Here is a 20,254-nt window from a genome sequence, read left to right on the forward strand (position 1 = left end):
ACAATGAACCGCACATGTTGCGGTTTTTTTGTGCCTAAAATTTACAGAATCCGCCTGAATCACATGCTAAAAATAAATCCTAGATGACTCAATAAAAATAAGGGCATTGTGATGAGAAAAATTATTGTCCAGGAATTTCTGACTCTAGGCGGTGTAATGCAGGCACCCGGCGGTCCGGAAGAGGACATATCTGGAGGCTTTCAATATGGTGGCTGGGTGGCGCCGTATTTTAGTGCTGAACCCGATCCAGCATTTGATCACATCATGCAAAAATGGATGCAGTCTACCGATATTCTGATTGGTAAGAATACCTTTCAGATTTTTGAGCCTTACTGGCCGAAGCATGCTGAAGACTGGCCAGGAATTAATGAAGTAAATAAATATGTGCTATCCACCAGTTTGGATCACTTGGACTGGCAAAATACGATCTTTCTAAAAAGTATTGATGAGATCATTAACCTGAAGGCTTCAGGGGAGGGGAATATTCGGGTGTATGGCAGTGCTGCAGTGGTACAGGCGCTTTTTAAACATGATCTTGTGGATGAACTCTATTTAATGACCTTTCCTATAATATTGGGCAAAGGAAAACGTCTATTTGCTGAAGACTCTATGCCAGCAGCATTTGCACTGACAGATCATCAAGTGACTTCAAATGGCGTGGTATTGAGCTGTTATCAGCGGGCAGGCAAGGTTAAAACTGGCCTGGTTGGAGAATAGCTCTATTAGGCTGTGAGCAAATGAATATGAGGTAACTGAAAGATTAATTTAGCTAATCCTGAAATTTTGCCAAGTCTGGGTTATTGCTTTTAACTCTAAATTTGCAGGAATTTTCATCAAAAAAACTGAAATATTGTAGTATCGTTTAATTACTGTACGTTCGGTTATAATTTTATTAAAAAACACTTAACAAGTGCTGAAAACTCTATATAATGCACCCCATCAAGACGTCGCGCTCATAGCTCAGCTGGATAGAGCACTTGGCTACGAACTAAGGGGTCGGGAGTTCGAATCTCTCTGAGCGCACCAATCTTGATAAAGAATTCTGAAAAAACCGCACATTGATGCGGTTTTTTTACGTCTTTAGTTTTTAATTTTTCATATAAAAAACCAATAATTAGACATGAACTTAAGATTTTAATTTCTGCTGTACTTTTAAGGCATAGACGGTATTACCACCAACTGCCGGCAACATGTCATGATAGGGAAGGCTGCGCATGGCTTTCAGTAAAAAAGGCGCCTGATCATGAATTTTCATGGAACTGGTGATTTGGAATAGCGTTCCCTGAGATTGCGGCAAAAGCTTCATTCCACCCCGTACAAATTTTAAATCTCCGCCATTAGCATAGAATTGGTTTTGTAAGGTATTTGGCTGTTCAAAACGCATTTTAAAATTAAAGGGAATCTGAATGACGCCCAAGCCGACTGATACCTTGTAGTTGGCATCAATACTTTGCGGGTTGACTGGGTTCAGTTCCACTTTTTTGATTTGTCGCGGAAAGAGTTTCTGGCTGGCCTGAGCCGATAACCAAGGCTGCAGCTTCTCAGTTGGATGTGAGAAATATTGATAGGTAGTACTGAATCTTAGATTTTCTGAACCTTTACCGGCCTTGACCTGATAATTGGGCAAAATAAAGCTGACAGGTTGTCCTGATTTTTGACTAAGCTGGGCAATTTTCTGAGTTTGCTGATTGCTGAGCTGAACTTGGGGTATTGCCATATTTAAAATTGTAGCAGCAGGATATTTAAAACGCTGTTGTAAAGCTTCAAGCAGAAAGGCATTGGTGCCAGCAGGAATGCCGAGTTTGGCTTCCGGCAGGGTATTTAGAATCTTGCTAAATAGAAAACCTCGCGGCTGGTTTAGATCACCCCATTGCGTCACCGTTACTAAGGTTTTATTGGGGCTCAGTGCAAACCATTCCAGCTTTCCGGCCCCATAGGGAATTGGCGCGTCCAGAATTAGTGTGCTGATACTGTTATTTTCCAGATGATGCTGCATCACCACAGTTTCTTTAAAGTTTAAGACCGGGATTGGGGTAGGAATATGCACCTGATATTTGACTTGTTGAATGCTACCTTGCTGTTCAATCACCTTGGCGGATTTTAGGGTCGGAAACAGGCCGACATAATTCGGATAATGTTGCAGTAATTTTTCGACTTGTGCTTCGGATGCAGGCAAGACTACAGCCGCACTATAAAACTGGGATTTGCTACTAGAAGCCGTTTTAAAAGTCGGTAGATGGGTTTTGCTGGCAGGATGCGCATAAATCAGGATACGTTCGCCAGTGAGTTCAGCCAGTTGCTGAGAATTGCCTTGAAATACATCAAGACTGCTTGGCAGATTAGGGGTCCATAGCATTATTTTTGCGAAAGCTGGTGAGATTGCACATAAGGTACTACTCATCAGCAAATAGGGGATCAATCCTTTCATCCAATGTCCTATTGTGTGTTTTTTGTTTTAATGATGATTTATTTAAAACTAAATTCAGTTATTTCCAAAGCAAAGTTATGTAATTGATAGCATAAGCCATGAGTTTTAAGCATATTTTGATATAGTATGGATCAGGATTTTATATTTTTGATGTAATGCTATGACTGAGTCAGCACCGACTTTATCCACCCGTTATTATCTCACTCTAGAAGAATCTCAGGATGGATTTGCCCTGGCCACTTTTGGCAAAAAACAGATTTCACGGTTTCTGACGCCTTTGGTTAGCATCGGAATTATTATCTGGGGCTTTTCGATGGGCCTGAATGGGGTTGGTCGTTATTATGTGGCTTTGGGTGCCTTCTTTCTGATTCTACAGGGCATCATGCGTTACTGGTTCCTGCCGATGATGTTTAAGCGCCAGTTTGTAAAATATCAGTTTGGAAAAAGTGAACAAGGCATTGACCTGTTTCAGGACTATGCAGAAATTTTCAATAACGGACGTAGCAAGGTCGTGCATTATAATGAAGTACAAAGTTTTGCTATCGGCAAGCTGACCTATATGCTGGAACTGAAAAACCGTACAGTGGTGATTGTGCCAAAACGTGCCTTTAAAGATGGTACTGAGCAAAGCATTTTCGAAAATACCTTCAAGAAATAAGACAGATCAAGAACAGGAAAGAGATCATGAGTACACGCCCATCAAAAATTGTTTGTGTCGGTCGCAGTTATGCTGACCATGCCAAAGAGCTTGGAAATGCGGTACCTGATCGTCCTGTGTTGTTTATCAAGCCACCGAGTGCTTTGACTGCACTGGATGCTGGTATTGAATGGAATCCGGACTGGGGTAACTGTCATTATGAGTGTGAACTAAGTTTGCGTATTGACCGTACCTTAAGCAAGGAAAATGATCCTGCCAAAGTTTTGCAGGCAATTGGTGCTGTGACTTTAGGTCTGGATCTGACCTTGCGTGATCTACAAGATGACCTAAAGAAAAAAGGTCAACCTTGGGAACGGGCCAAAGCTTTTGACGGTTCTTGTGTACTTGCAGACTGGATACCGGTAGCCGATGTCATTACTGACTGGAAAGATGTGCATTATACGCTAGAGATCAATGATGAGCGGCGTCAAAAAGGCGATACAGCTTTATTGATTTTTGATATTGCAACTTTATTGGCAGACATTAGTCAGGTATTTACACTGGAAGCAGGTGATGTGGTCATGACCGGTACACCAGCAGGAGTGGCAGCCTTACAATCGGGTGATCAGTTGAAAATGACCCTAAAAGGCCAAAATCAGGATTATGTTTGGACGACATTTGTAAAGTAAGACCGGATTTTTGAGATCAAGGAGCCGAAGGGCTCCTTTATTTTGTTTAGAAAAGTGTAATGAGCAAGGGATGATTTATCAGACTGATCAGGCACGGTTGCCATTCAGTTTCTAGATATAAATTGGATAGCGTCTAAATCGTTTTTTACGCATCACGAATATTGCCTGAATCCCCCCATCGTATGTCTATTTTGATGTTATATCTTCTACTTCTAACATTTTTAGTATGTAGCGGCTCCAATCAAGAACGGGAATATATTTGAATCATCGTCAGGCACTAGATGTCAAAGCATCTGCCATCATGTTTGTACTGTGTATGTTGTGGGGTTTGCAGCAGGTCGTACTGAAGTGGGCGGCCAGTGATATTTCTGCCCTGATGCAAATTGCATTACGTTCAGCCTTATCTGCACTTATGGTTTATCCTTTAATTCAGCAGAGTGTACGCCGTCAGCTTTGGAATGCACGATACTTATCTGCGGGTTTACTGGTTGGTGTGCTGTTTGCCGCTGAATTTTATCTGGTGGGTGAGGCGCTGCGTTATACCTCAGCTTCGCATACCATTGTCTTGCTCTATACTGCACCAATTTTTGTGGCTTTGGGCTTGCACTGGAAACTGCCGGCGGAACATTTGTCTCATGTGCAATGGGGAGGAATTTTTCTTGCCTTTAGTGGTATTGTGGTGAGTTTCCTGCTGCGCCCGCAGACAGGATCTGCTTTACAATCTCATGCCTTATGGGGAGATTTTCTGGCGCTACTGGCGGGCGTGTTCTGGGCAGCCACGACCGTGAGTCTACGTTTGAGCTCGCTGGCTGAAGCGCCTGCAACCCAAACCTTATTCTATCAATTGCTGATCGCTGGCATGGTATTGTTGCCTTTGTCCTTTTTGACTGGGCAAGCCAGTATCCAATGGACGACCTTGTCTATTTCTAGCCTGATTTTTCATACGGTGGTGATTTCCTTCGCCAGTTATCTGATCTGGTTCTGGATGCTAAAACATTATCTGGCTTCACGATTAGGGGTATTTTCCTTTTTAACACCAGTATTTGGCATGCTGTTTGGCGTGTTAATTCTAAATGAGCATATCGAGATCAATTTCATTGTTGGGACCTGTATGGTGATGCTGGGCGTGATTCTGGTGAGTTTACAGGGATGGTTAAACAAGCCTGTGCCTCAGATCAAGACTCAAACCTCTATATAAAAATCCGGTCAATGAAAATAACGACACTTAGTTTTTGGATTATAGCTTTAATGACAGCAAGGATGATTATCTGCTGACAATTGATCCAATTCATTTAAAAAAATCCTCTCAAAAGAGAGGATTGAATTTATTTACTGCGGAACAGTTCTGATAATGGAAAACTGAGCTTTTCTTCCAGAAACTGATCAGTTTCATTCAGTTTAGGTGAGAACTTTTGCATCCAGAGATCATCAGTATGCACATCAGTCAGATGCTGTTTGCGCGGCAATGGATAAGGAAGCTGTAGATAAAAATTCCAGAAGCTGACCTGATCCAGATCGCGTACCAGCACATATTCATTGTCATCTGTACGTTTAATCAGATTCTGTTTTTCAAACATGCTGACATAGCTAGGCCAGCGTCCAATTTCATCCCGTCCCAAAACTTCTAGTGCCTGGGCTTCACTGACACTTTCACCAGTTTTCTGCTTTTTATAAAACAGTTCTAATAGATCCAGCAACATGACGATTGGATGGCGCTTATTGTCCTGTCCAGATTCGAATGCAGTCAGGGCATAGCTGATTTCCACGCCCAGCAATACAATAATCCAGGACAGATAAATCCAGAGCAGGAAAATAGGGACAGCTGCGAAAGCTCCGTAAACAATTTCATAACTGGTAAAGTTTGACATCAAAAAGCCGAACAGGTTTTTCAGAAGTTCGAAGACGATGGCACTAAACAGACCGGCAATAAAAGCTGATTTGAGCGGTACACTCCGATTGGGAATAGTCCAGTTCAGAATAAAAAAGCCAAGCACGGTCAGAGAAAAAGATATTACCCAGAGAATAAAGGCACCATCCAGTTCATAACCGGCAAAGTTATTACTGAGAATATTCATGGAGGCCAAAGTAGAAGAAATCACAAAGGCGCTGCCCAGCAAAATTGGACCAAGTGAAATTATGGTCCAGTAACGCATAAAACCGATAATGCCACCGCGGGTTTCAGTCACACGCCAGATCCGGTTAAAGACCGTTTCGATACTACTGAGCATCAGTACTGTTGTGATAAATAAGAAAAGAATACCGATAATAGTTAAATTGCTGGACTTCTCCGTGAAGGCATTGAGGGCTTTATCGAAAGCGATCGTTGTTTTAGGTAAAAAGTTACTATAGATCAGCTGTTGGAGCTGTTGTCGTGCCGGTTCCAATGCTCTGATTGAAGAGATAATGACCAGAAACACGGTCAGCATCGGAACTACAGCAAACAGGGTAGTATAGGTCAGTGAACCAGCCTGCTCACGACATCGGTCAGCCTCGAAACGCCGTAGTACAAATAAAATAAATTGAAACCAGTGTTTTTCATAAAAAGGTAACTTCTTTAAATATTCAACGATCATGCGCTTTCAATCTCAATTTTTTTATTCATCATGAATTTTCATTCTTCAGCTTACCCAAAAAAGTTGCGAAATACCGTATAGTTTTATTTTTTTAAGTAATGAATAAGAACTTTATGCAACCTTATGTCCTTGTTTTATATTACAGCAAATATGGCTCAACCAAAGAAATGGCGCATCTGATTGCGAATGGTGTTGAAGCAGCAGGAATGGCTGTAAAAATTCGTACTGTTCCAAATATTGCGACCGTAGTGAAAGAAGCAGAGCCGAGTATTCCGGCAGAAGGTGATATCTACTGTACTTTAGATGATCTTGCCCAGTGTGCTGCTTTGGCATTAGGTTCACCCACCCGTTTTGGGAATATGGCTTCAGAAATGAAATACTTTTGGGATCAGACCACCAGTTTATGGCTGAATGGTGCTTTGCATGGCAAGCCAGCCTGTGTTTTTACCGCGTCAGGCTCAATGCATGGCGGACAGGAAAGTACTTTACTGACGATGCTACCGCCATTGTTTCATCACGGTATGATGATCATGGGATTAAGCAATGCGACACCAGCTTTGTCTAATACTAAAAGTGGTGGCACGCCTTATGGCGCAAGTCATGTGAGTGGCCCACGACATGACCAAGGCTTAAGCCAGGATGAGAAAATTTTGTGTGAAGTACAGGGTAAACGTCTGGCCGAGGTTGCTTTAAAACTCAATCAAGCTTAATAAGTTAATTAAAAAGGAAATGAAGAATCAGCTTCATTTCCTTGATTTTATTAATCTTCTTTTTGATCTTTTTGATCTTTTTGATCTTTTTGATCTTTTTGATCTTTTTGATCTTTTTGACTGAATCTATGTTTGCAATTCAGACACTGATAATCCAGAAACAGATTGCGATCTACAGAAACACCTGCTTTTTTACCTAAGAAGTTTCCGACCACGCCACCAGTAATGCCTACGCTGATTGCGCCTACGAAGGTTCCCACCGTGCCGCCTACAATTACCCCTAAAGGACCTGCGACTGTTCCAATGGCAGCACCAATTGAAGCACCAGAGGCTGCACCACCTACTGTACCGGCAGTGGCACCAGCTGAGGTCATTAAAATACCACCAATTTTTTTCAGATTCTTTTCGTGATCGCGTAGCTCAATTTCCGTTGAACCACATTTAGGACATTGCATAGGATTTTCCATCAGCGATTAGTATTTATTCATTTTAAGCAAATGTGTGATATGGAACCTTACTTAGACAAGTAATTATTCAGCACATCCGGCTCAACAGTATGTAGGTTCTGAATATTGAAGTCAGGAACATTTCATACCAATTTGATTCTAGTGGAATTTTATTCAGAGAAGTTTAGCTGAGTTGTAAATACATGCATTTTCCACTAAGAAACCGGTGAAACTGGTACAAGGACCTCCTATTACCGATATTTTTACCCCTTTTGATATGGCTTTATCCTGTTTAAAAGGGCAATTACGTAATGATGTCAGCTTCTCTGTGGGTGCGATTCTGGATCAAACCGGTAAAGATGTGGTGACCAATGGAGGTAGTGGGAAAATGGTCACTCAAGGCGCTGGAGATATGGTGCAGTCTGCTTTATTTCAGGCGGGAGTCAACTTAATGAACCGACGTGATCCCCGAATTATTGAAAGTGAAGCCAAGTGGGGGATTCGGGATCCAAGACAGATTCAGGCCTCTGATTATTATGTGACTGGCAGTATTAACAGTCTGGATTTTATTCCGGGGGGTGGATTTGATATGCAGATTGCGGGTGTTGGCCCGAACTACAGTCAAACCCGTATTATGGTTGGTCTGGATTTATCTCTTACCGATACACGTACGAGTAAAGTCGTTGCGAATGTATCGCTGCAAAAGCAGATTGCTGCACAGGATTATGGTGTCAGTGCCGGGCGGTTTACTGGACGTACCTTGTTAAATGTTCAAATCGGTAAAGGAGAACGTGAGGCGACTAATTTTGCTTTACGGCAAATGTTGAATCTGGCCACTTTTGAATTACTCAGTCAGGTTGTCCCACCTCCAGTCTTTGCAGGTTGTCGTGCACAAATACCACCTGAATATGGTCAGCTCAATCTGACACGAAGTTCTGTGGCTTTGCATAAGTACAAAAAAAGTCAGGAGCAAAATAGTATAGCGTCCAGTACTGCTGTTCAGGAGTCAGCTGCAACAGAATCTTCTTCATCCAATGAAAAAAATAAATCGACCAATTCACCGAGTAAGGATACGAAGCCACCTAAAAACAAAGAATCCGAAGTGATTCAGAATCCTGAAGCAGATCCTGAAATGAGTAAACAAGATTTAATTAAATATATCAGTAAGAAAAAAGCTTCGTCTTCTTCAGGTGTAATAAAGAACAAAAAAGATTCGCAAGAAATGAATTCTAAAGAAAAAGAAGAGGAGAAAGTATCCATGTTGTGGGATGCCAATCCTGAAGTTATAGAAAATTACTGGTCAAGTTCTCAGCGTGATTAATTGACCAGTAAAAATGGGCTCGCTCCCATTATGAGAAAGAAATACTGAGCGAGAAGTATTTCAAAGCTAAAAAAGGAAAAACAACGATGAAAAACACGATCAAAACAATCGCTTTATCCGTCGCTTTCCTGTCTGGTGCAGGTATGGCATATGCTCAAGATGATGAAACACCAACTGAAGTAACCGTAGATACTGGTTTACAAGCGACCCTGGAGTCGATCTCTCAGCAGGTGGAAAATGGTTCTGCCTTGAATCTTGCAGTAAATACAGGTGATGTTGATGCCAGCGTCGATTTACAAGCATTAGGAGAGGTATCAAGAGAAGCACAGGATGCAATTAGTTCAATTGAAGGTACGATTGAAACTACAGCAATTGGCGCCGCGAATACAGGTAGTATTACACTAGAGCAAGGCAGCTTTAATAGCGTGATATCAGACGTATCAGATGAGACATATAACTATGACTTCAGTGAAGTTACCAGTGCAACTAATAACTCAGAAACTGTAGAAGAGCTCTCAGAGGTTGCTGATAGTTCAGACATCTCAGAAGTAGTGAGTACTACACTGGCGACCAACTACAGTGAGCAAATCAATGAAACTTTAAGTAATTATAGTGCAGCAAATATTGCTTACAATGCAGGTACCATTGATGCATCTGTAAGTGCAATTGCAGAAGGAACTCAAACTGCTGTTAACAACAGCATCACAACTACCGCCATTGGTGCTGTCAACAGCGGTAGTATTACTGTGACTGTCAAATAGTTTATTGTTGAAAATAAACCAAGGGTCTAACTATTGGCAGATAGTTAGGCCTCTTATTTTATAATAATATCAGTTTAAATTGTTGTTATTTGTCGGATAATAAATTCTTGAGGCTTTAGTTTTCTTGAAATCTCATAAGAAAAAGTCGGAGTACAACTATTTACGTGCAGTCGAAAATAGATAGTTTTATAGCTATGTTTTAGTTATTCCTAGCTAACCGAAATTAAAAAAATCCAATAAAAAAGAGTGCCGAAGCACCCTTTAAAATATTCATTTGTAAACTTAATCGCGAACAAATTCGACAGTACCATTTGCCAAAGATTTCACACGCGCTAATGATTCAACGCGGTAACCTTTTTCAAGTAACAAGTCACGGCCTGGCTGGAATGATTTTTCAATCACAATCCCGATCCCGACCACTTCAGCATTCGCCTGATGAATCAAGTCAGCAAGACCCAGTGCTGCCTGACCATTTGCCAGGAAGTCATCAATCACTAAAACCTTGTCAGATGAACTAATGTGTTTATTTGAAATGGCAATCGTGCTTTCAGTCTGTTTGGTAAATGAAAATACTTTAGAACGGTATAAATCATCTTTTAAAGTGAGAGACTGGTATTTACGTGCAAAGATTACTGGAACACCAAGCTCTAAGCCTGCCATGACTGCAGGTGCAATACCGGACGCTTCAATGGTAATAATTTTGGTTATACCAGCATCTTTAAACAGACGCGCAAATTCCTGACCAATTTGCTGCATCATGATTGGATCAATTTGGTGATTTAAGAAAGAATCAACTTTCAAAACTTCTTCAGATAGAACGATACCTTCGGCTAAGATTTTCTGTTCTAGTGCGTGCACGGGAGAATCCTCAAGAGCAGGTGCTTTTTAAAGCAAAAGCGTATTGTAAAAAGCACCCAAAAAAAATCAAGCGAAATTCACCAAAAAACCTTAGTTCGTTTTACCGTTATAGCTGGTCAGCAATAAACCGTAAGAGGTTTTCTTGTCGACATGCGATACTTTGACTGGTAAGTAGTCCAGTTTCGGTGCTAACCAGAAAGTAGTTTCACGGCCTGGTTTGTTGTGTTTAATCACTACTTTAATGGTACTAAATGAACCATATTTGGTGCTCACCGTTTCTGTACCTTGTTTGACGAATTTACGGCCTTCCACTTCTTTGGCATCAGCAATGTAGTAATTCGATTTTAAACCACCATTTTTCAGGTCTTCACGAATCTGCAATTCAGCATTTAACTCATCCAGTACATCTGCTCTCCAGGCAAAAGAACGTTTTTCATCATCTTTCTTGGTACTGATCGTTTTGCTAGAAGGATTAAAGTTAATACTCATGGTGTTGCTATGCACCAGAATCTTGCTGGTACGGCTGAAACTGCTTGAACCAATCTTGCCATTATTGAAAGTAAAACGGCTGGTTTCAGTCGCTGAAGCAACGCCACCTGCTTTAGCTGCAAAAACATAGGTCCAGTTATTACCAGATTTGCTTAAGGTACGGGTAGCAGAACCCATATTTTTTCCATTGTAGCTAAACTGATAATTGGCTTGGAAAGGCGCCATGGCGAAGGTCTGGGTGGATAAACCAGTAAGTACCATTGCGGTAGTCAAGCCTGCAGTCACCCCTAAAGTTTTGAATACAGTTTTCGCCATAAAGAATTGTCCTGTGTAATTTCAGATAAAATTGATCACTTTCCACTTTTTATTATTTGGTCAAAATGTGGAAAATGAAGGGAGATTTTCAATAAAAATGTATATTTCATGTAGTTACTGGTGAGTTTGTTTAGTTATTGAATTACACACAGTTTAAGTCGGTTCTTTCTGTTTGATCGGTGTGACTTTATTGTCATCCATGTCGTCTTCGTCCCATTTCTCTTCTTTTTCCTGAGAAAGCTTTCTGAACAGGGCAGCAAGATTCACATTACCGATCACCACCAGTTCAGCTTCGCGAAGTACGGCGTGATTTACATGAACCTTACCAAGCGTCTCAATCACCGAGCGGTTTTTACCTAACCAGCGGTTTAAATCCAGATGCAATAAATCATCTTTTACTTTAATGACGCCCAGTTTTTCCAGAATCATGCCAAGAGGGTCCTTATTCAGCACGCGCTGATAGAAAAACAGGGCGAATCGTACCCCCAGTTTATAAAAGACATTTGGGTATTTGGCTTCAATCAACTGGGTATCACTGATCTGTTCAAATACAATGAGCTGCGTATTCTTATTCAGCTCCATTTGCACCAGTTTTAAATCAACCGATAAGGTCACGTTCAGACCTTTATAGTCCAGCGTGGCATAGAGTCGTAACCAGTCATCATGCAGATCGGCATGCAGATCTTTCAGCATGGAAACATTGTCAGTGACAAAACGTTGAAATGTCGCATTCAGGAAAACTTGAGACAAAGGAAATTCGCGTTCATCCTCAATAAATCCTTCCGCCTTTTGATATGCCTGGCGAATTTTATTAGAAATATTGGAAATTAGCGTTTGCATCTTTAAGCGTCCTGGCAACTATATGTTTTAATTCGAAGTGTATCTTGTCGAATTGTATAAAAAATACAAGAGTTTCAGCTTGCAGTTTAGCAAAATAAATAGCACCATTTTTAGGGTTTTAGTTATGTAACGTTGAAGATTTGATGGGTTTGGCATTTTTAAAAGAAAAATGCAAAGCCGTTTATTTTTTAATTTTAAAAATGCTGTTTGGGGGATGGACTCAAGTCTGGGTTCGTAGCGATGAGATCAACCATGATATTAATGCCTCTGGTCAAAGCCTGGTGGAAAGATCCAATTTTTAATAGCGCCGTATTTGCAGCTGTTATTTTGCACGTGATTTTTCTCACGCTGGAATTTGGTATGCCACAAGATCAGGAGAGCATGACTAAAGAGATTGCGGTCAGTATTCGTCAAACTGATGAAAAAATTGAGCATGCAGATTTTCTGGCTCAAACTGATCAGCAAGGTTCAGGCAAATTTCGTGAAGCACATCGTATGTCGAGCGATATGCCTGCACCGTTGATGGAGCAAAAGACCGGAGAAGAGCAGCAAGAAAGTCCGGACATGTTGCAACAGCAGCGTGAATTAAGCTTTGAAGAAAAAGTGCTGATGACGACTTTAAGCTGGCAAAAACAGGCGGAAGAAAATCAGCGCAAAAAACTGCAGGAACAGTTACAAAGTCAGTTTCAGGCCAAAGCCGCTATGGTAGCCAGTCTTGAAGCCCAATATCTGCAACGACAACAAAACTTCAGTCGTCAGCAAAAAATTAAAACCGTAGATGGCATCCAGTCCAAACAGGATGTTTCTGCGGCTTATCTGGAAAAATTCCGTCAAAAAGTAGAGTTCTATGGTAACCGCTATTATCCAGACGCGGCTAAACAGCAGAATCTGGCAGGAGAGGTGCGCTTGATGGTGATCCTGAACCAGAACGGCGGAATTCGTGCAATTCGCTTAATTGACAGTTCAGGGCATAGTTTGCTAGATGAAGCTGCAAAATCTTCAGTACGCAAGGCAGCACCGTTCGGAGCATTTGATGCCAAGATGTCGGATATTTCCGAGTTACGAATCATTCGAACCTGGCGTTTTGATCCGGCTGAAGCAGAATTTGAGGTGCGTTAATCTGGACGCTTCGCCTGTATATAACTACCTTGCTGAGTTCCATCATCCCAAACCACATTTAAATGGTTCTCATCTATGGCTAGATATTTGGGAAATATCATCAAGTCCTGGTACTTTGGATCTGCTTTTAAGCCAATACACTCTTTATTTTGCCACCATGTTCCTTCGGCAAATTGATCTAGAGCACCATAGGCCAGATACCATTTAAAGGTACCATCTGCTTGCAGAAGCAACTCCGAACCTAATTCCATAACTCCGTTTAAATAATAATGGCCTGCCCATGAGCTTTGGTTCTGTTGAAATTTAATTTTTGGGCACATGGGAATTGAGTGGGCATAAAGTGCTGAACACAGCCAGGGAGAGAAAATAAGTAATGCAGTCGAGAACAATCTTTTCATTACGTTCTCCTAAAATTTTTGAAGCACAGTTCTTTGTTAAAGTTCATTATGTGCTTATGTATTTCTGGAAGAAATCATGAATGCGTAAGCAGATATTTTTTTAAAACTCTGTATCTAAGAACAGATCAAGAAAAAAATAAATAAGGATCGATGAGTATTTAATTTAACTGTGCATCATAGCGCCGTAAAACTTCACAGACTTCCACGCTGAAATATGTATACCAGCTATTTTTCCCTAGCTCTTGAGCGGCCTGATGTTCAGCATCTTCATGCCAGGCGCGAATATCATGAAGACTGTTCCAGTAAGAAAGCGCAATTTCCTGAGTACCTTCGGTTAAGGCTTCAAAATACTGGCACTGAAATTGTGAAAGGGCTCTTTCTCTCATTCGCTGGGCTGTTTCAAAATAACACTGATCTAATTCTTTAATTTGCGCTTTGAAAATCACGACATATTTCATGAAGGTTTTTATTTTATTTCTTAAATTGAGCTTATTATGAAGTGAATAAAATGAAAAAAGCGAGCCTTAGCCCGCTTTTTAATTATTGAATTTTAATCTCTTTCCAGATAAGGATTAGCAATACCCAGTTTGTCCAGAATCTCGATCTCAATGCCTTCCATTTCTTCAGCATCTTCCTCTGAAGTTTCATGGTCATAACCCATCAGATGCAAAGTGCCATGTACCAGCATATGGGTGAAATGGAGCAGTGGAGCTTTGGCCTGTTCAGCAGCTTCACGCAGCACTACTGGAATACAAATCACCAAATCACCGATCGGGAAAGCATCCAGAACCTGTGCCATTTCATCTGGAAGTTCACTTGGAAAAGACAGGACATTGGTCGGTTTATCCTTGCCGCGATATTCCAGATTGAGTTTATGACTTTCGTCATTATCGACACAGGCAATGCCAATTTCACAATCACTTTGGGTACCGATATGGCGCAAAGTGGTTTCTACAACTTTTTTAATATAGGCACGTTTCAGCACCAGTTCTGGTGACTGAAAGTCCTGTTGCAGGGAGAGACTAAGTTTCAACGTGAATCCTTAAAAATTAAATAACAATGCAGCTTTAATGCTGTGCATCAGCCGCAGCATCATTCTCAGCGATCAAGGCTTCCTGACGGGCTTTACGCTCAGCACGAGCCTCAGCGCTTAAACGCTGCTGTTCACTGTCCCAGCCTTCGTAGGCTTCAACAATTTTCTGAACCAGCTGGTGACGCACGACGTCACGAGAATGGAAACGGGTAATATGAATTTCAGGGATTTTATCAATCACACGTAAGGCATGTGCCAGACCAGACTGCTGACCTCGTGGTAAATCCACCTGAGTCACGTCACCAGTAATCACTGCACGTGAACCGAAACCTAAACGGGTCAGGAACATCTTCATCTGTTCAGGTGTAGTGTTCTGGGCTTCGTCCAGAATCACAAAAGAATGATTCAGGGTACGACCACGCATATAGGCAAGCGGTGCAACTTCAATAATCTGACGTTCGATCAGCTTGGCCACTTTTTCGAAACCAAGCATCTCATACAGGGCATCATAAAGGGGACGCAAATACGGATCGATCTTCTGGGTTAAATCCCCCGGCAGGAAGCCAAGTTTTTCACCTGCTTCAACTGCAGGACGAACCAGTAAGATACGCTGGATTTCATTACGCTCCAGCATATCTACAGCGGCTGCAACGGCGAGATAGGTTTTACCGGTACCCGCAGGGCCAATACCAAAGGAAATATCACTTTGCAGAATACGCTGTACATAACGTTTCTGGTTGGCACCGCGCGGATTGATCCGGCCTTTACGCGTCTGCAGCCAGACATTGTCCAGACCGGTATGTTCCTGTTCTTCCAGGTTCTCCTGGAGTTCACGATCGGTCTGGCTACCTTGAATCATCATATGCAAAGTATCTGCACTGATCTGCTGGCTGTGTTCAGATTCTTCATGAAGACGTTGCAAGAGCATTTCGGCTCTCTCAACGGCATCGATTCCACCATCGATAAAGAAACTTTCACCTCGGTGGGAAATTTTGACGTCTAAACGTTGTTCAATTTGTTTCAAATGACCGTTATAGGCACCTAAGACGGCTTGTAAACGGTCCATCGAAATTCCAGGAAAAGCTACTGTACGTCGAATCGTTGCAGTCAAGAGTGTTCCTTTTAGAAGTGTACGTTATATGCTCTACATTACGCCACGTCAGGCTCAAGATTCAAGAGCTCACCGTAAACTAAATTTAAAGTTTTAATTTCGGTGATTTCGATCTCTGCAAAGCGTCCTACCCACGATGCATTGCCAATAAAGGTGACATAACGGGTGTTGTCTGCTGTACCGACTAGAACGTTCGGGTCTTTATCAGAAACTTTCTCAACCAGTACGCGCTGGACTGTACCGAGCATGGCATCTGTTTTACGAATACTGGACTGTTTAATCCAGTCCTGAACTTTGGCCAAGCGTTCTTTTTTCACCTGTTCAGGTGTCGTATCTTCCAGCTCTGCGGCAGGGGTGCCCGGACGTTTGGAATAAACAAAACTATAAGAATGGTCGAAATCCAGATCCTGAATAAACTGATAGGTTTCTTCGAAGTTCTCATCGGTTTCGCCCGGGAAGCCGATAATAAAGTCTGAAGATAAATGCATGTCTGGGCGAACTTTACGTAACTTTTCGATTTTCTCGATATACACATCAATGGTGTGATTACGTTTCATCGCCTGCAATACATCATTGGAACCGCTTTGCACCGGCAGATGCAGATGCGACACCATCTGTGGCAGGTCACGATAGCACTGGATCAGATCATCATTGAATTCCAATGGATGGGAAGTGGTATAACGAATACGGCCAATACCTGGAATTTCTGCAACCAAACGTAACAGATCGGCAAAAGTACAGATTTTTCCGTCAAAGGTCTCACCGCGATAACCATTCACGTTCTGACCGAGCAGGGAAATTTCACGCACACCTTTTTCTGCTAAGCCAGCAATTTCAGCCAGAACGTCATCCAGCGGGCGAGATACTTCTTCGCCACGTGTATATGGAACTACACAGAATGAACAGTATTTTGAGCAGCCTTCCATGATCGAAACAAAGGCCTTATAACCTTCAACACGCGGTTCAGGCAGGAAGTCAAATTTTTCGATGTCCGGGAACGAAATATCGACCAGTTTAATTTTTTCTTTTTTCGGTTTTTCGACCTGCTCAAAATGCTGGTCCAGCATTTGCGGTAAACGGTGCAGGGTTTGCGGGCCAAAAATCATGTCTACATAATTGGCACGTTTCTGGATATTGTCACCTTCCTGAGAAGCCACACATCCACCGACACCAATAATCAGATCCGAATTTTTTTCTTTCAGCTTGCGCCAGCGGCCCAATTCTGAGAATACTTTTTCTTGTGCCTTTTCACGGATCGAGCAGGTATTCATCAGCAGAATATCCGCTTCTTTAGGATCAGTGGTCAGCACATAGCCGTGGGAATCGCCCAGCAGATCTGCCATACGGTGACTGTCATACTCATTCATCTGACACCCTTGCGTTTCGATATACAGTTTTTTAACTGAACCATCGATGGCTGGGGTGTGCGCTGGCTGGGTGACAGTGTTTTCTGAGGCAGCTGGGGCACCATTCGGAATGAAGGTTTGAACCGTCATGTAGGCTCCTACAAGGTAATACGTCGAAAGAGTGAACGAATAACCTGTTTGCATAGGCAAACGGGTAAATAAAAATTCAATTCACGTTCTGAAATCTTTAAAAGGCGCATATTTTAGCAGGAAAGTCGCTTAAACTTATAGCCTAAAATGCGGCTGGGAAAATATTGATTTATGGACAAAAAGTGTCTGAAAATTAATATTGTCTAATCATAAGGTTACATAAGTGAACAATACAGTGGGTTATAATTTTCCGGCTAACTCTTATGATAGGCAACAGGGGCTGGGCGAAAACTCGATGATAGAAGGCAAATTGATGTTTAAACACACTAAAAATATGAAGAAATATTATAAATTACTAAGCTTGAGTGTGGCGTGTCTCTGTTCAATGAGTGTGCAGGCAGCAGAAGAACAATTTAATGATGCCTTACGCGCGGCAAATGCTGGAAATATCGGACAATTACAACAATATCAGTCTGCCATGCAAAATGATGTCTTGGGCTATTATCCTGAATACTGGATTCTGAACCAGAATCTTGGCTCACAACCTGCCAGTCAAATTATCAGTTTCGCCCAACGTTATCCTCAGTCGGCTATGGCAGAAAAACTCGCAGCCGATTATGTCGAAGAAAAAGTCAAAATGGCTGACTTTTCTACTGCGCAACCAGTTCTGCAATATGTCACCAATGCCGATCCGGCTGAAGCCTGTGCAGTTGCACAAGTCCGTGCCAAAAGTGGCGATCAGCTGGTTTATGCTGAGTTTAAGGATGTTTGGCTAACCACCAATTCTCAACCTGAGTCTTGTACAGGCTTGGGACGCATGATGTTATCCAGTCCGCTTATGACCAATGAAGACCGCCAGCAGCGTTTGTGGGTGCAATTACGTGCTGGTCAGTCTGGACAGGCTATTGCCACTGCACAAGGTTTAGGGCTTAACCTGTCTCTGGCTCAGCTCAATACGATTCAGGCCAATCCAACCAATTATTTATGGTCAGCCCCTAAAAGTACTGCCGCTGATCATGCCTATCTGATTTATGCGTTGGGGCGTCTGGCAGATAGCGATCTTGATTCAGCAATGTCCATTGTAAAACGTACTGCTGAAGGCACACCGGTACAAGTACAAAAAACACTATTCAGAACTGTGGGTTATATCGGCGGCACTACGGTAATGAAAAATAACTTCAACCGTGAAGTGCTGAACTATCTGGATGCCAGTTATGGTTTGCCATTTAGTCCGGAAGAAGCCGAAATTTATGCCCGTCAGGCGATTCGTTTTAGTGCCTGGGAAAGTCTGATTCGTGCCATTGATGCCATGAGTGTGAACCAGAAACAGGAAGACCGCTGGCAATATTGGCTGGCACGTGCCAGTGAACAGCGCACAGATCGCGCTTCAAAACAGGCGGCAGAAAGTATCTATAAAAAACTGGCAGTCGGTGAGGATTATCATAACCTGCTAGCGCGAGATAGATTAGGCCAGTTAACGGCTTCTACACCAAACTCAGCACAGCCATCCAGCCAGGCCATGCAACGCCTGAACCAAGATATTCATTTCCGCCGTGCCTTTGTCTTGCGTAGTATTAATGCGCCAGAGAATTATATTAACCGTGAATGGAACTGGGCAGTTCGACAGGCTTATTTAAGAAAAGATGACGATTTACTGTTGGCAGCAGCCAAACGTGCGATGGATATGGGCTGGTATGACCGTGCCATTTATGCAGCAGATCGTACTGCGGACAAGCATAATTACAATTATCGTTATCCGATGCCACATCAGAATTATGTCGTGAGCCATAGCCGTAATGCTGGCATTGATGCCGCTTGGGCTTATGGTTTGATGCGTCAGGAAAGCCGGTTTAATACCGGCGCACGCTCTCATGTAGGCGCTGGTGGTTTGATGCAAATCATGCCGGACACCGCCAAACTGGTTGCTCGTCAAATGGGTGAGACTTATAACCCCGCAGCCTTAACCGATATGAACACCAATATCCGTTACGGAACTTACTATTTATCAACAATTCAGCGTCAATTGAGCAATAGTCCAGTACTGGCTACAGCAGGTTATAATGCCGGCCCGAACCGTGCCCGCCGTTGGCAACCCGAATTCCAAAGTATTGCTGCGGATCAATATACCGAAACCATTCCTTTACTGGAAACGCGAGATTATGTGAAACATGTCATGACGAACGCGACATATTACGGTATTTTATTGGGACAGGGCGCACAATCGGTCGGTAAGCGTATGCAAGCCATTCCGTTACGTAATACACCATAGCATTCAAAAAATCTAAGGGAAGGATAGTTTGTTGATCAAGGGAATAAGGGGTGCTCAAATTTCTGCTGGATGGGCTGCGCTTTTATTTTTAGCAGCAAGTCCAGCTGCCTTTGCACTGCCAACGGGTTATGTCATGGACATCCAGATGGTACCGGCACTTTGCAGTCTGGATCCGGCCTACAGTAAAAAAAGAAAATGTCTTGAAGGTTATTCCCTAAATATTTCTGGTCTCTATCCTCAAACCACATCAACACATTGCACTACTACCAGTTCTGCGAAGTTACCGCCTTTGCAGGCTAAAGTGGTGGCCCGTATCATGCCGGATGAAAATACCCGCGCATTGCTCTGGCATAATATTGGTGGTTGTATTCCGATGAATGCCACGCAGTATTTTCGTACGGTGATCAATCATGCTGATCGTCTGAAAGTTCCAGAAGAACTTACTGAGCAGGAAAGCCATACCGTTTCCATTGATATGCTGCGTTCCAAATTTCTGAAAATCAATCCGCAACTGCCTTCAACAGCATTGCGTTTTAACTGCCATCAGACCCGCGCATCCAGTCTGCTGACGTCGATTCAGGTCTGCTACAACGCCAATGGCGGCTATAAAGGCTGTCCTGCAAACATTATTAATACATGCCCAAAAACTGTCACAATAAAAGGGACATACTAAGCTTTTTAGCCAAATTAATTTATATTTCCTATCATACTTTTGTTGAAATCCATTCTCTTTTACATGCATCTCGAAGAGGATTGGAGTA

General features: G+C 42.3%; 20 protein-coding genes, 1 tRNA gene and 1 pseudogene. 11 read left to right on the forward strand and 11 right to left on the reverse strand.

Translation table 11 applies throughout. The features are described from left to right. Positions 1 to 111: 111 nt before the first annotated feature. Together FTV18_RS01330 and FTV18_RS01335 are read left to right on the forward strand one after the other, a co-directional pair. Positions 112 to 717: a dihydrofolate reductase family protein gene (locus FTV18_RS01330; RefSeq protein ID WP_180016529.1), complete on the forward strand. Its 606-nt coding sequence runs from the start codon at positions 112 to 114 to the stop codon at positions 715 to 717. A 232-nt stretch (positions 718 to 949) separates the two neighbouring features. Next, positions 950 to 1,026: transfer RNA gene (locus FTV18_RS01335), tRNA-Arg, on the forward strand. Positions 1,027 to 1,126: 100 nt separating this feature from the next. Here the strand turns inward: FTV18_RS01335 and FTV18_RS01340 are convergent. Further along, the gene (locus FTV18_RS01340; protein ID WP_180016528.1) at positions 1,127 to 2,428 is read right to left on the reverse strand and encodes an SRPBCC family protein; all 1,302 of its coding nucleotides are present in this window, start codon (positions 2,426 to 2,428) and stop codon (positions 1,127 to 1,129) included. A 160-nt stretch (positions 2,429 to 2,588) separates the two neighbouring features. On the opposite strand from FTV18_RS01340, the gene FTV18_RS01345 reads away from it, so the two are divergent. The 3 genes from FTV18_RS01345 (at position 2,589) to FTV18_RS01355 (ending at position 4,952) form a co-directional block, all read left to right on the forward strand. After that, complete coding sequence (locus tag FTV18_RS01345; protein ID WP_125279712.1) at positions 2,589 to 3,086, forward strand: YcxB family protein; 498 nt, start codon at positions 2,589 to 2,591, stop codon at positions 3,084 to 3,086. 26 nt (positions 3,087 to 3,112) lie between these two features. Then, positions 3,113 to 3,754, forward strand: coding sequence for a fumarylacetoacetate hydrolase family protein (locus FTV18_RS01350; RefSeq protein WP_179992780.1), 642 nt, complete (start codon positions 3,113 to 3,115; stop codon positions 3,752 to 3,754). A gap of 259 nt (positions 3,755 to 4,013) precedes the next feature. Then, positions 4,014 to 4,952, forward strand: coding sequence for a DMT family transporter (locus tag FTV18_RS01355; RefSeq protein WP_180012352.1), 939 nt, complete (start codon positions 4,014 to 4,016; stop codon positions 4,950 to 4,952). A 127-nt stretch (positions 4,953 to 5,079) separates the two neighbouring features. Here the strand turns inward: FTV18_RS01355 and FTV18_RS01360 are convergent, their stop codons facing one another. Further along, positions 5,080 to 6,327 carry a YihY family inner membrane protein gene (locus FTV18_RS01360; RefSeq protein WP_159122614.1) on the reverse strand — a complete coding sequence of 416 codons (1,248 nt, stop codon included), beginning with the start codon at positions 6,325 to 6,327 and terminating at the stop codon, positions 5,080 to 5,082. A 113-nt stretch (positions 6,328 to 6,440) separates the two neighbouring features. Between FTV18_RS01360 and wrbA the strand changes: the two genes are divergently transcribed. Beyond that, entirely contained in the window at positions 6,441 to 7,037 is a 597-nt protein-coding gene (gene wrbA / locus FTV18_RS01365) for an NAD(P)H:quinone oxidoreductase (protein ID WP_159122613.1), read from the forward strand. Between the two features lie 50 nt (positions 7,038 to 7,087). On the opposite strand, the gene FTV18_RS01370 is transcribed toward wrbA, so the two are convergent. Beyond that, positions 7,088 to 7,504, reverse strand: coding sequence for a hypothetical protein (locus FTV18_RS01370; protein ID WP_171064836.1), 417 nt, complete (start codon positions 7,502 to 7,504; stop codon positions 7,088 to 7,090). A gap of 190 nt (positions 7,505 to 7,694) precedes the next feature. On the opposite strand from FTV18_RS01370, the pseudogene FTV18_RS01375 reads away from it, so the two are divergent. Continuing rightward, positions 7,695 to 8,804 (forward strand): annotated as a pseudogene (locus FTV18_RS01375) (CsgG/HfaB family protein); the annotation flags it as partial. Between the two features lie 86 nt (positions 8,805 to 8,890). Next, positions 8,891 to 9,565, forward strand: a complete 675-nt coding sequence (locus FTV18_RS01380; RefSeq protein ID WP_004786838.1) for a hypothetical protein — start codon at positions 8,891 to 8,893, stop codon at positions 9,563 to 9,565. A 282-nt stretch (positions 9,566 to 9,847) separates the two neighbouring features. Here FTV18_RS01380 and FTV18_RS01385 read toward each other — a convergent pair whose 3' ends face one another. From FTV18_RS01385 to FTV18_RS01395, 3 genes are all read right to left on the reverse strand, one after another. Next, positions 9,848 to 10,423, reverse strand: coding sequence for a xanthine phosphoribosyltransferase (locus FTV18_RS01385; protein WP_004786836.1), 576 nt, complete (start codon positions 10,421 to 10,423; stop codon positions 9,848 to 9,850). Positions 10,424 to 10,513: 90 nt separating this feature from the next. Then, a complete protein-coding gene (locus FTV18_RS01390) occupies positions 10,514 to 11,173 on the reverse strand; it encodes a DUF3108 domain-containing protein (RefSeq protein ID WP_373683638.1) in 660 nt (219 codons plus the stop codon). A gap of 207 nt (positions 11,174 to 11,380) precedes the next feature. Next, positions 11,381 to 12,067: a hypothetical protein gene (locus FTV18_RS01395; RefSeq protein WP_004786832.1), complete on the reverse strand. Its 687-nt coding sequence runs from the start codon at positions 12,065 to 12,067 to the stop codon at positions 11,381 to 11,383. A 261-nt stretch (positions 12,068 to 12,328) separates the two neighbouring features. Here FTV18_RS01395 and FTV18_RS01400 point away from each other — a divergent pair, with 261 nt between their 5' ends. Next, positions 12,329 to 13,186 (forward strand): energy transducer TonB, encoded by an 858-nt coding sequence (locus tag FTV18_RS01400; RefSeq protein WP_180004392.1) that lies wholly within the window; start codon positions 12,329 to 12,331, stop codon positions 13,184 to 13,186. On the opposite strand, the gene FTV18_RS01405 is transcribed toward FTV18_RS01400, so the two are convergent. The 5 genes from FTV18_RS01405 to miaB form a co-directional block, all read right to left on the reverse strand. After that, positions 13,183 to 13,584, reverse strand: coding sequence for a hypothetical protein (locus FTV18_RS01405; protein WP_034704356.1), 402 nt, complete (start codon positions 13,582 to 13,584; stop codon positions 13,183 to 13,185). The two genes, FTV18_RS01400 and FTV18_RS01405, sit on opposite strands and share 4 nt — an antisense overlap. Before the next feature lie 158 nt (positions 13,585 to 13,742). Further along, positions 13,743 to 14,042 carry an antibiotic biosynthesis monooxygenase gene (locus FTV18_RS01410; RefSeq protein ID WP_180016527.1) on the reverse strand — a complete coding sequence of 100 codons (300 nt, stop codon included), beginning with the start codon at positions 14,040 to 14,042 and terminating at the stop codon, positions 13,743 to 13,745. A 92-nt stretch (positions 14,043 to 14,134) separates the two neighbouring features. Next, positions 14,135 to 14,617, reverse strand: a complete 483-nt coding sequence (ybeY, locus tag FTV18_RS01415) for an rRNA maturation RNase YbeY (RefSeq protein WP_180016526.1) — start codon at positions 14,615 to 14,617, stop codon at positions 14,135 to 14,137. A 34-nt stretch (positions 14,618 to 14,651) separates the two neighbouring features. Continuing rightward, positions 14,652 to 15,728, reverse strand: a complete 1,077-nt coding sequence (locus FTV18_RS01420) for a PhoH family protein (protein WP_004786823.1) — start codon at positions 15,726 to 15,728, stop codon at positions 14,652 to 14,654. Positions 15,729 to 15,766: 38 nt separating this feature from the next. Further along, the gene (miaB, locus tag FTV18_RS01425) at positions 15,767 to 17,224 is read right to left on the reverse strand and encodes a tRNA (N6-isopentenyl adenosine(37)-C2)-methylthiotransferase MiaB (protein ID WP_180016525.1); all 1,458 of its coding nucleotides are present in this window, start codon (positions 17,222 to 17,224) and stop codon (positions 15,767 to 15,769) included. A 334-nt stretch (positions 17,225 to 17,558) separates the two neighbouring features. Between miaB and FTV18_RS01430 the strand changes: the two genes are divergently transcribed. Both FTV18_RS01430 and FTV18_RS01435 read left to right on the forward strand, forming a co-directional pair. Continuing rightward, positions 17,559 to 19,493, forward strand: a complete 1,935-nt coding sequence (locus FTV18_RS01430) for a transglycosylase SLT domain-containing protein (protein WP_373684721.1) — start codon at positions 17,559 to 17,561, stop codon at positions 19,491 to 19,493. A gap of 34 nt (positions 19,494 to 19,527) precedes the next feature. Continuing rightward, on the forward strand, positions 19,528 to 20,166 hold the full coding sequence (locus FTV18_RS01435) for a ribonuclease I (protein ID WP_179992790.1): 639 nt from the start codon (positions 19,528 to 19,530) through the stop codon (positions 20,164 to 20,166). Positions 20,167 to 20,254: the final 88 nt, after the last annotated feature.

The sequence above is a fragment of the Acinetobacter sp. YH12241 genome (assembly GCF_013417535.1).
GTDB lineage: Bacteria > Pseudomonadota > Gammaproteobacteria > Pseudomonadales > Moraxellaceae > Acinetobacter.

What these genes read in the sequence shown, in the direction of transcription:
- FTV18_RS01360 (WP_159122614.1), bottom strand. Translation starts at nt 6,327, where the DNA reads ATGATCGTTGAATATTTAAAGAAGTTACCTTTTTATGAAAAACACTGG.
- FTV18_RS01405 (WP_034704356.1), bottom strand. Translation starts at nt 13,584, where the DNA reads ATGAAAAGATTGTTCTCGACTGCATTACTTATTTTCTCTCCCTGGCTG.
- FTV18_RS01350 (WP_179992780.1), top strand. Translation starts at nt 3,113, where the DNA reads ATGAGTACACGCCCATCAAAAATTGTTTGTGTCGGTCGCAGTTATGCT.
- FTV18_RS01380 (WP_004786838.1), top strand. Translation starts at nt 8,891, where the DNA reads ATGAAAAACACGATCAAAACAATCGCTTTATCCGTCGCTTTCCTGTCT.
- FTV18_RS01370 (WP_171064836.1), bottom strand. Translation starts at nt 7,504, where the DNA reads ATGGAAAATCCTATGCAATGTCCTAAATGTGGTTCAACGGAAATTGAG.
- FTV18_RS01410 (WP_180016527.1), bottom strand. Translation starts at nt 14,042, where the DNA reads ATGAAATATGTCGTGATTTTCAAAGCGCAAATTAAAGAATTAGATCAG.
- FTV18_RS01345 (WP_125279712.1), top strand. Translation starts at nt 2,589, where the DNA reads ATGACTGAGTCAGCACCGACTTTATCCACCCGTTATTATCTCACTCTA.
- FTV18_RS01430 (WP_373684721.1), top strand. Translation starts at nt 17,559, where the DNA reads ATGAAGAAATATTATAAATTACTAAGCTTGAGTGTGGCGTGTCTCTGT.
- FTV18_RS01390 (WP_373683638.1), bottom strand. Translation starts at nt 11,173, where the DNA reads ATGGTACTTACTGGTTTATCCACCCAGACCTTCGCCATGGCGCCTTTC.
- wrbA (WP_159122613.1), top strand. Translation starts at nt 6,441, where the DNA reads ATGCAACCTTATGTCCTTGTTTTATATTACAGCAAATATGGCTCAACC.
- FTV18_RS01340 (WP_180016528.1), bottom strand. Translation starts at nt 2,428, where the DNA reads ATGAAAGGATTGATCCCCTATTTGCTGATGAGTAGTACCTTATGTGCA.
- FTV18_RS01330 (WP_180016529.1), top strand. Translation starts at nt 112, where the DNA reads ATGAGAAAAATTATTGTCCAGGAATTTCTGACTCTAGGCGGTGTAATG.
- FTV18_RS01395 (WP_004786832.1), bottom strand. Translation starts at nt 12,067, where the DNA reads ATGCAAACGCTAATTTCCAATATTTCTAATAAAATTCGCCAGGCATAT.
- miaB (WP_180016525.1), bottom strand. Translation starts at nt 17,224, where the DNA reads ATGACGGTTCAAACCTTCATTCCGAATGGTGCCCCAGCTGCCTCAGAA.
- FTV18_RS01400 (WP_180004392.1), top strand. Translation starts at nt 12,329, where the DNA reads ATGCCTCTGGTCAAAGCCTGGTGGAAAGATCCAATTTTTAATAGCGCC.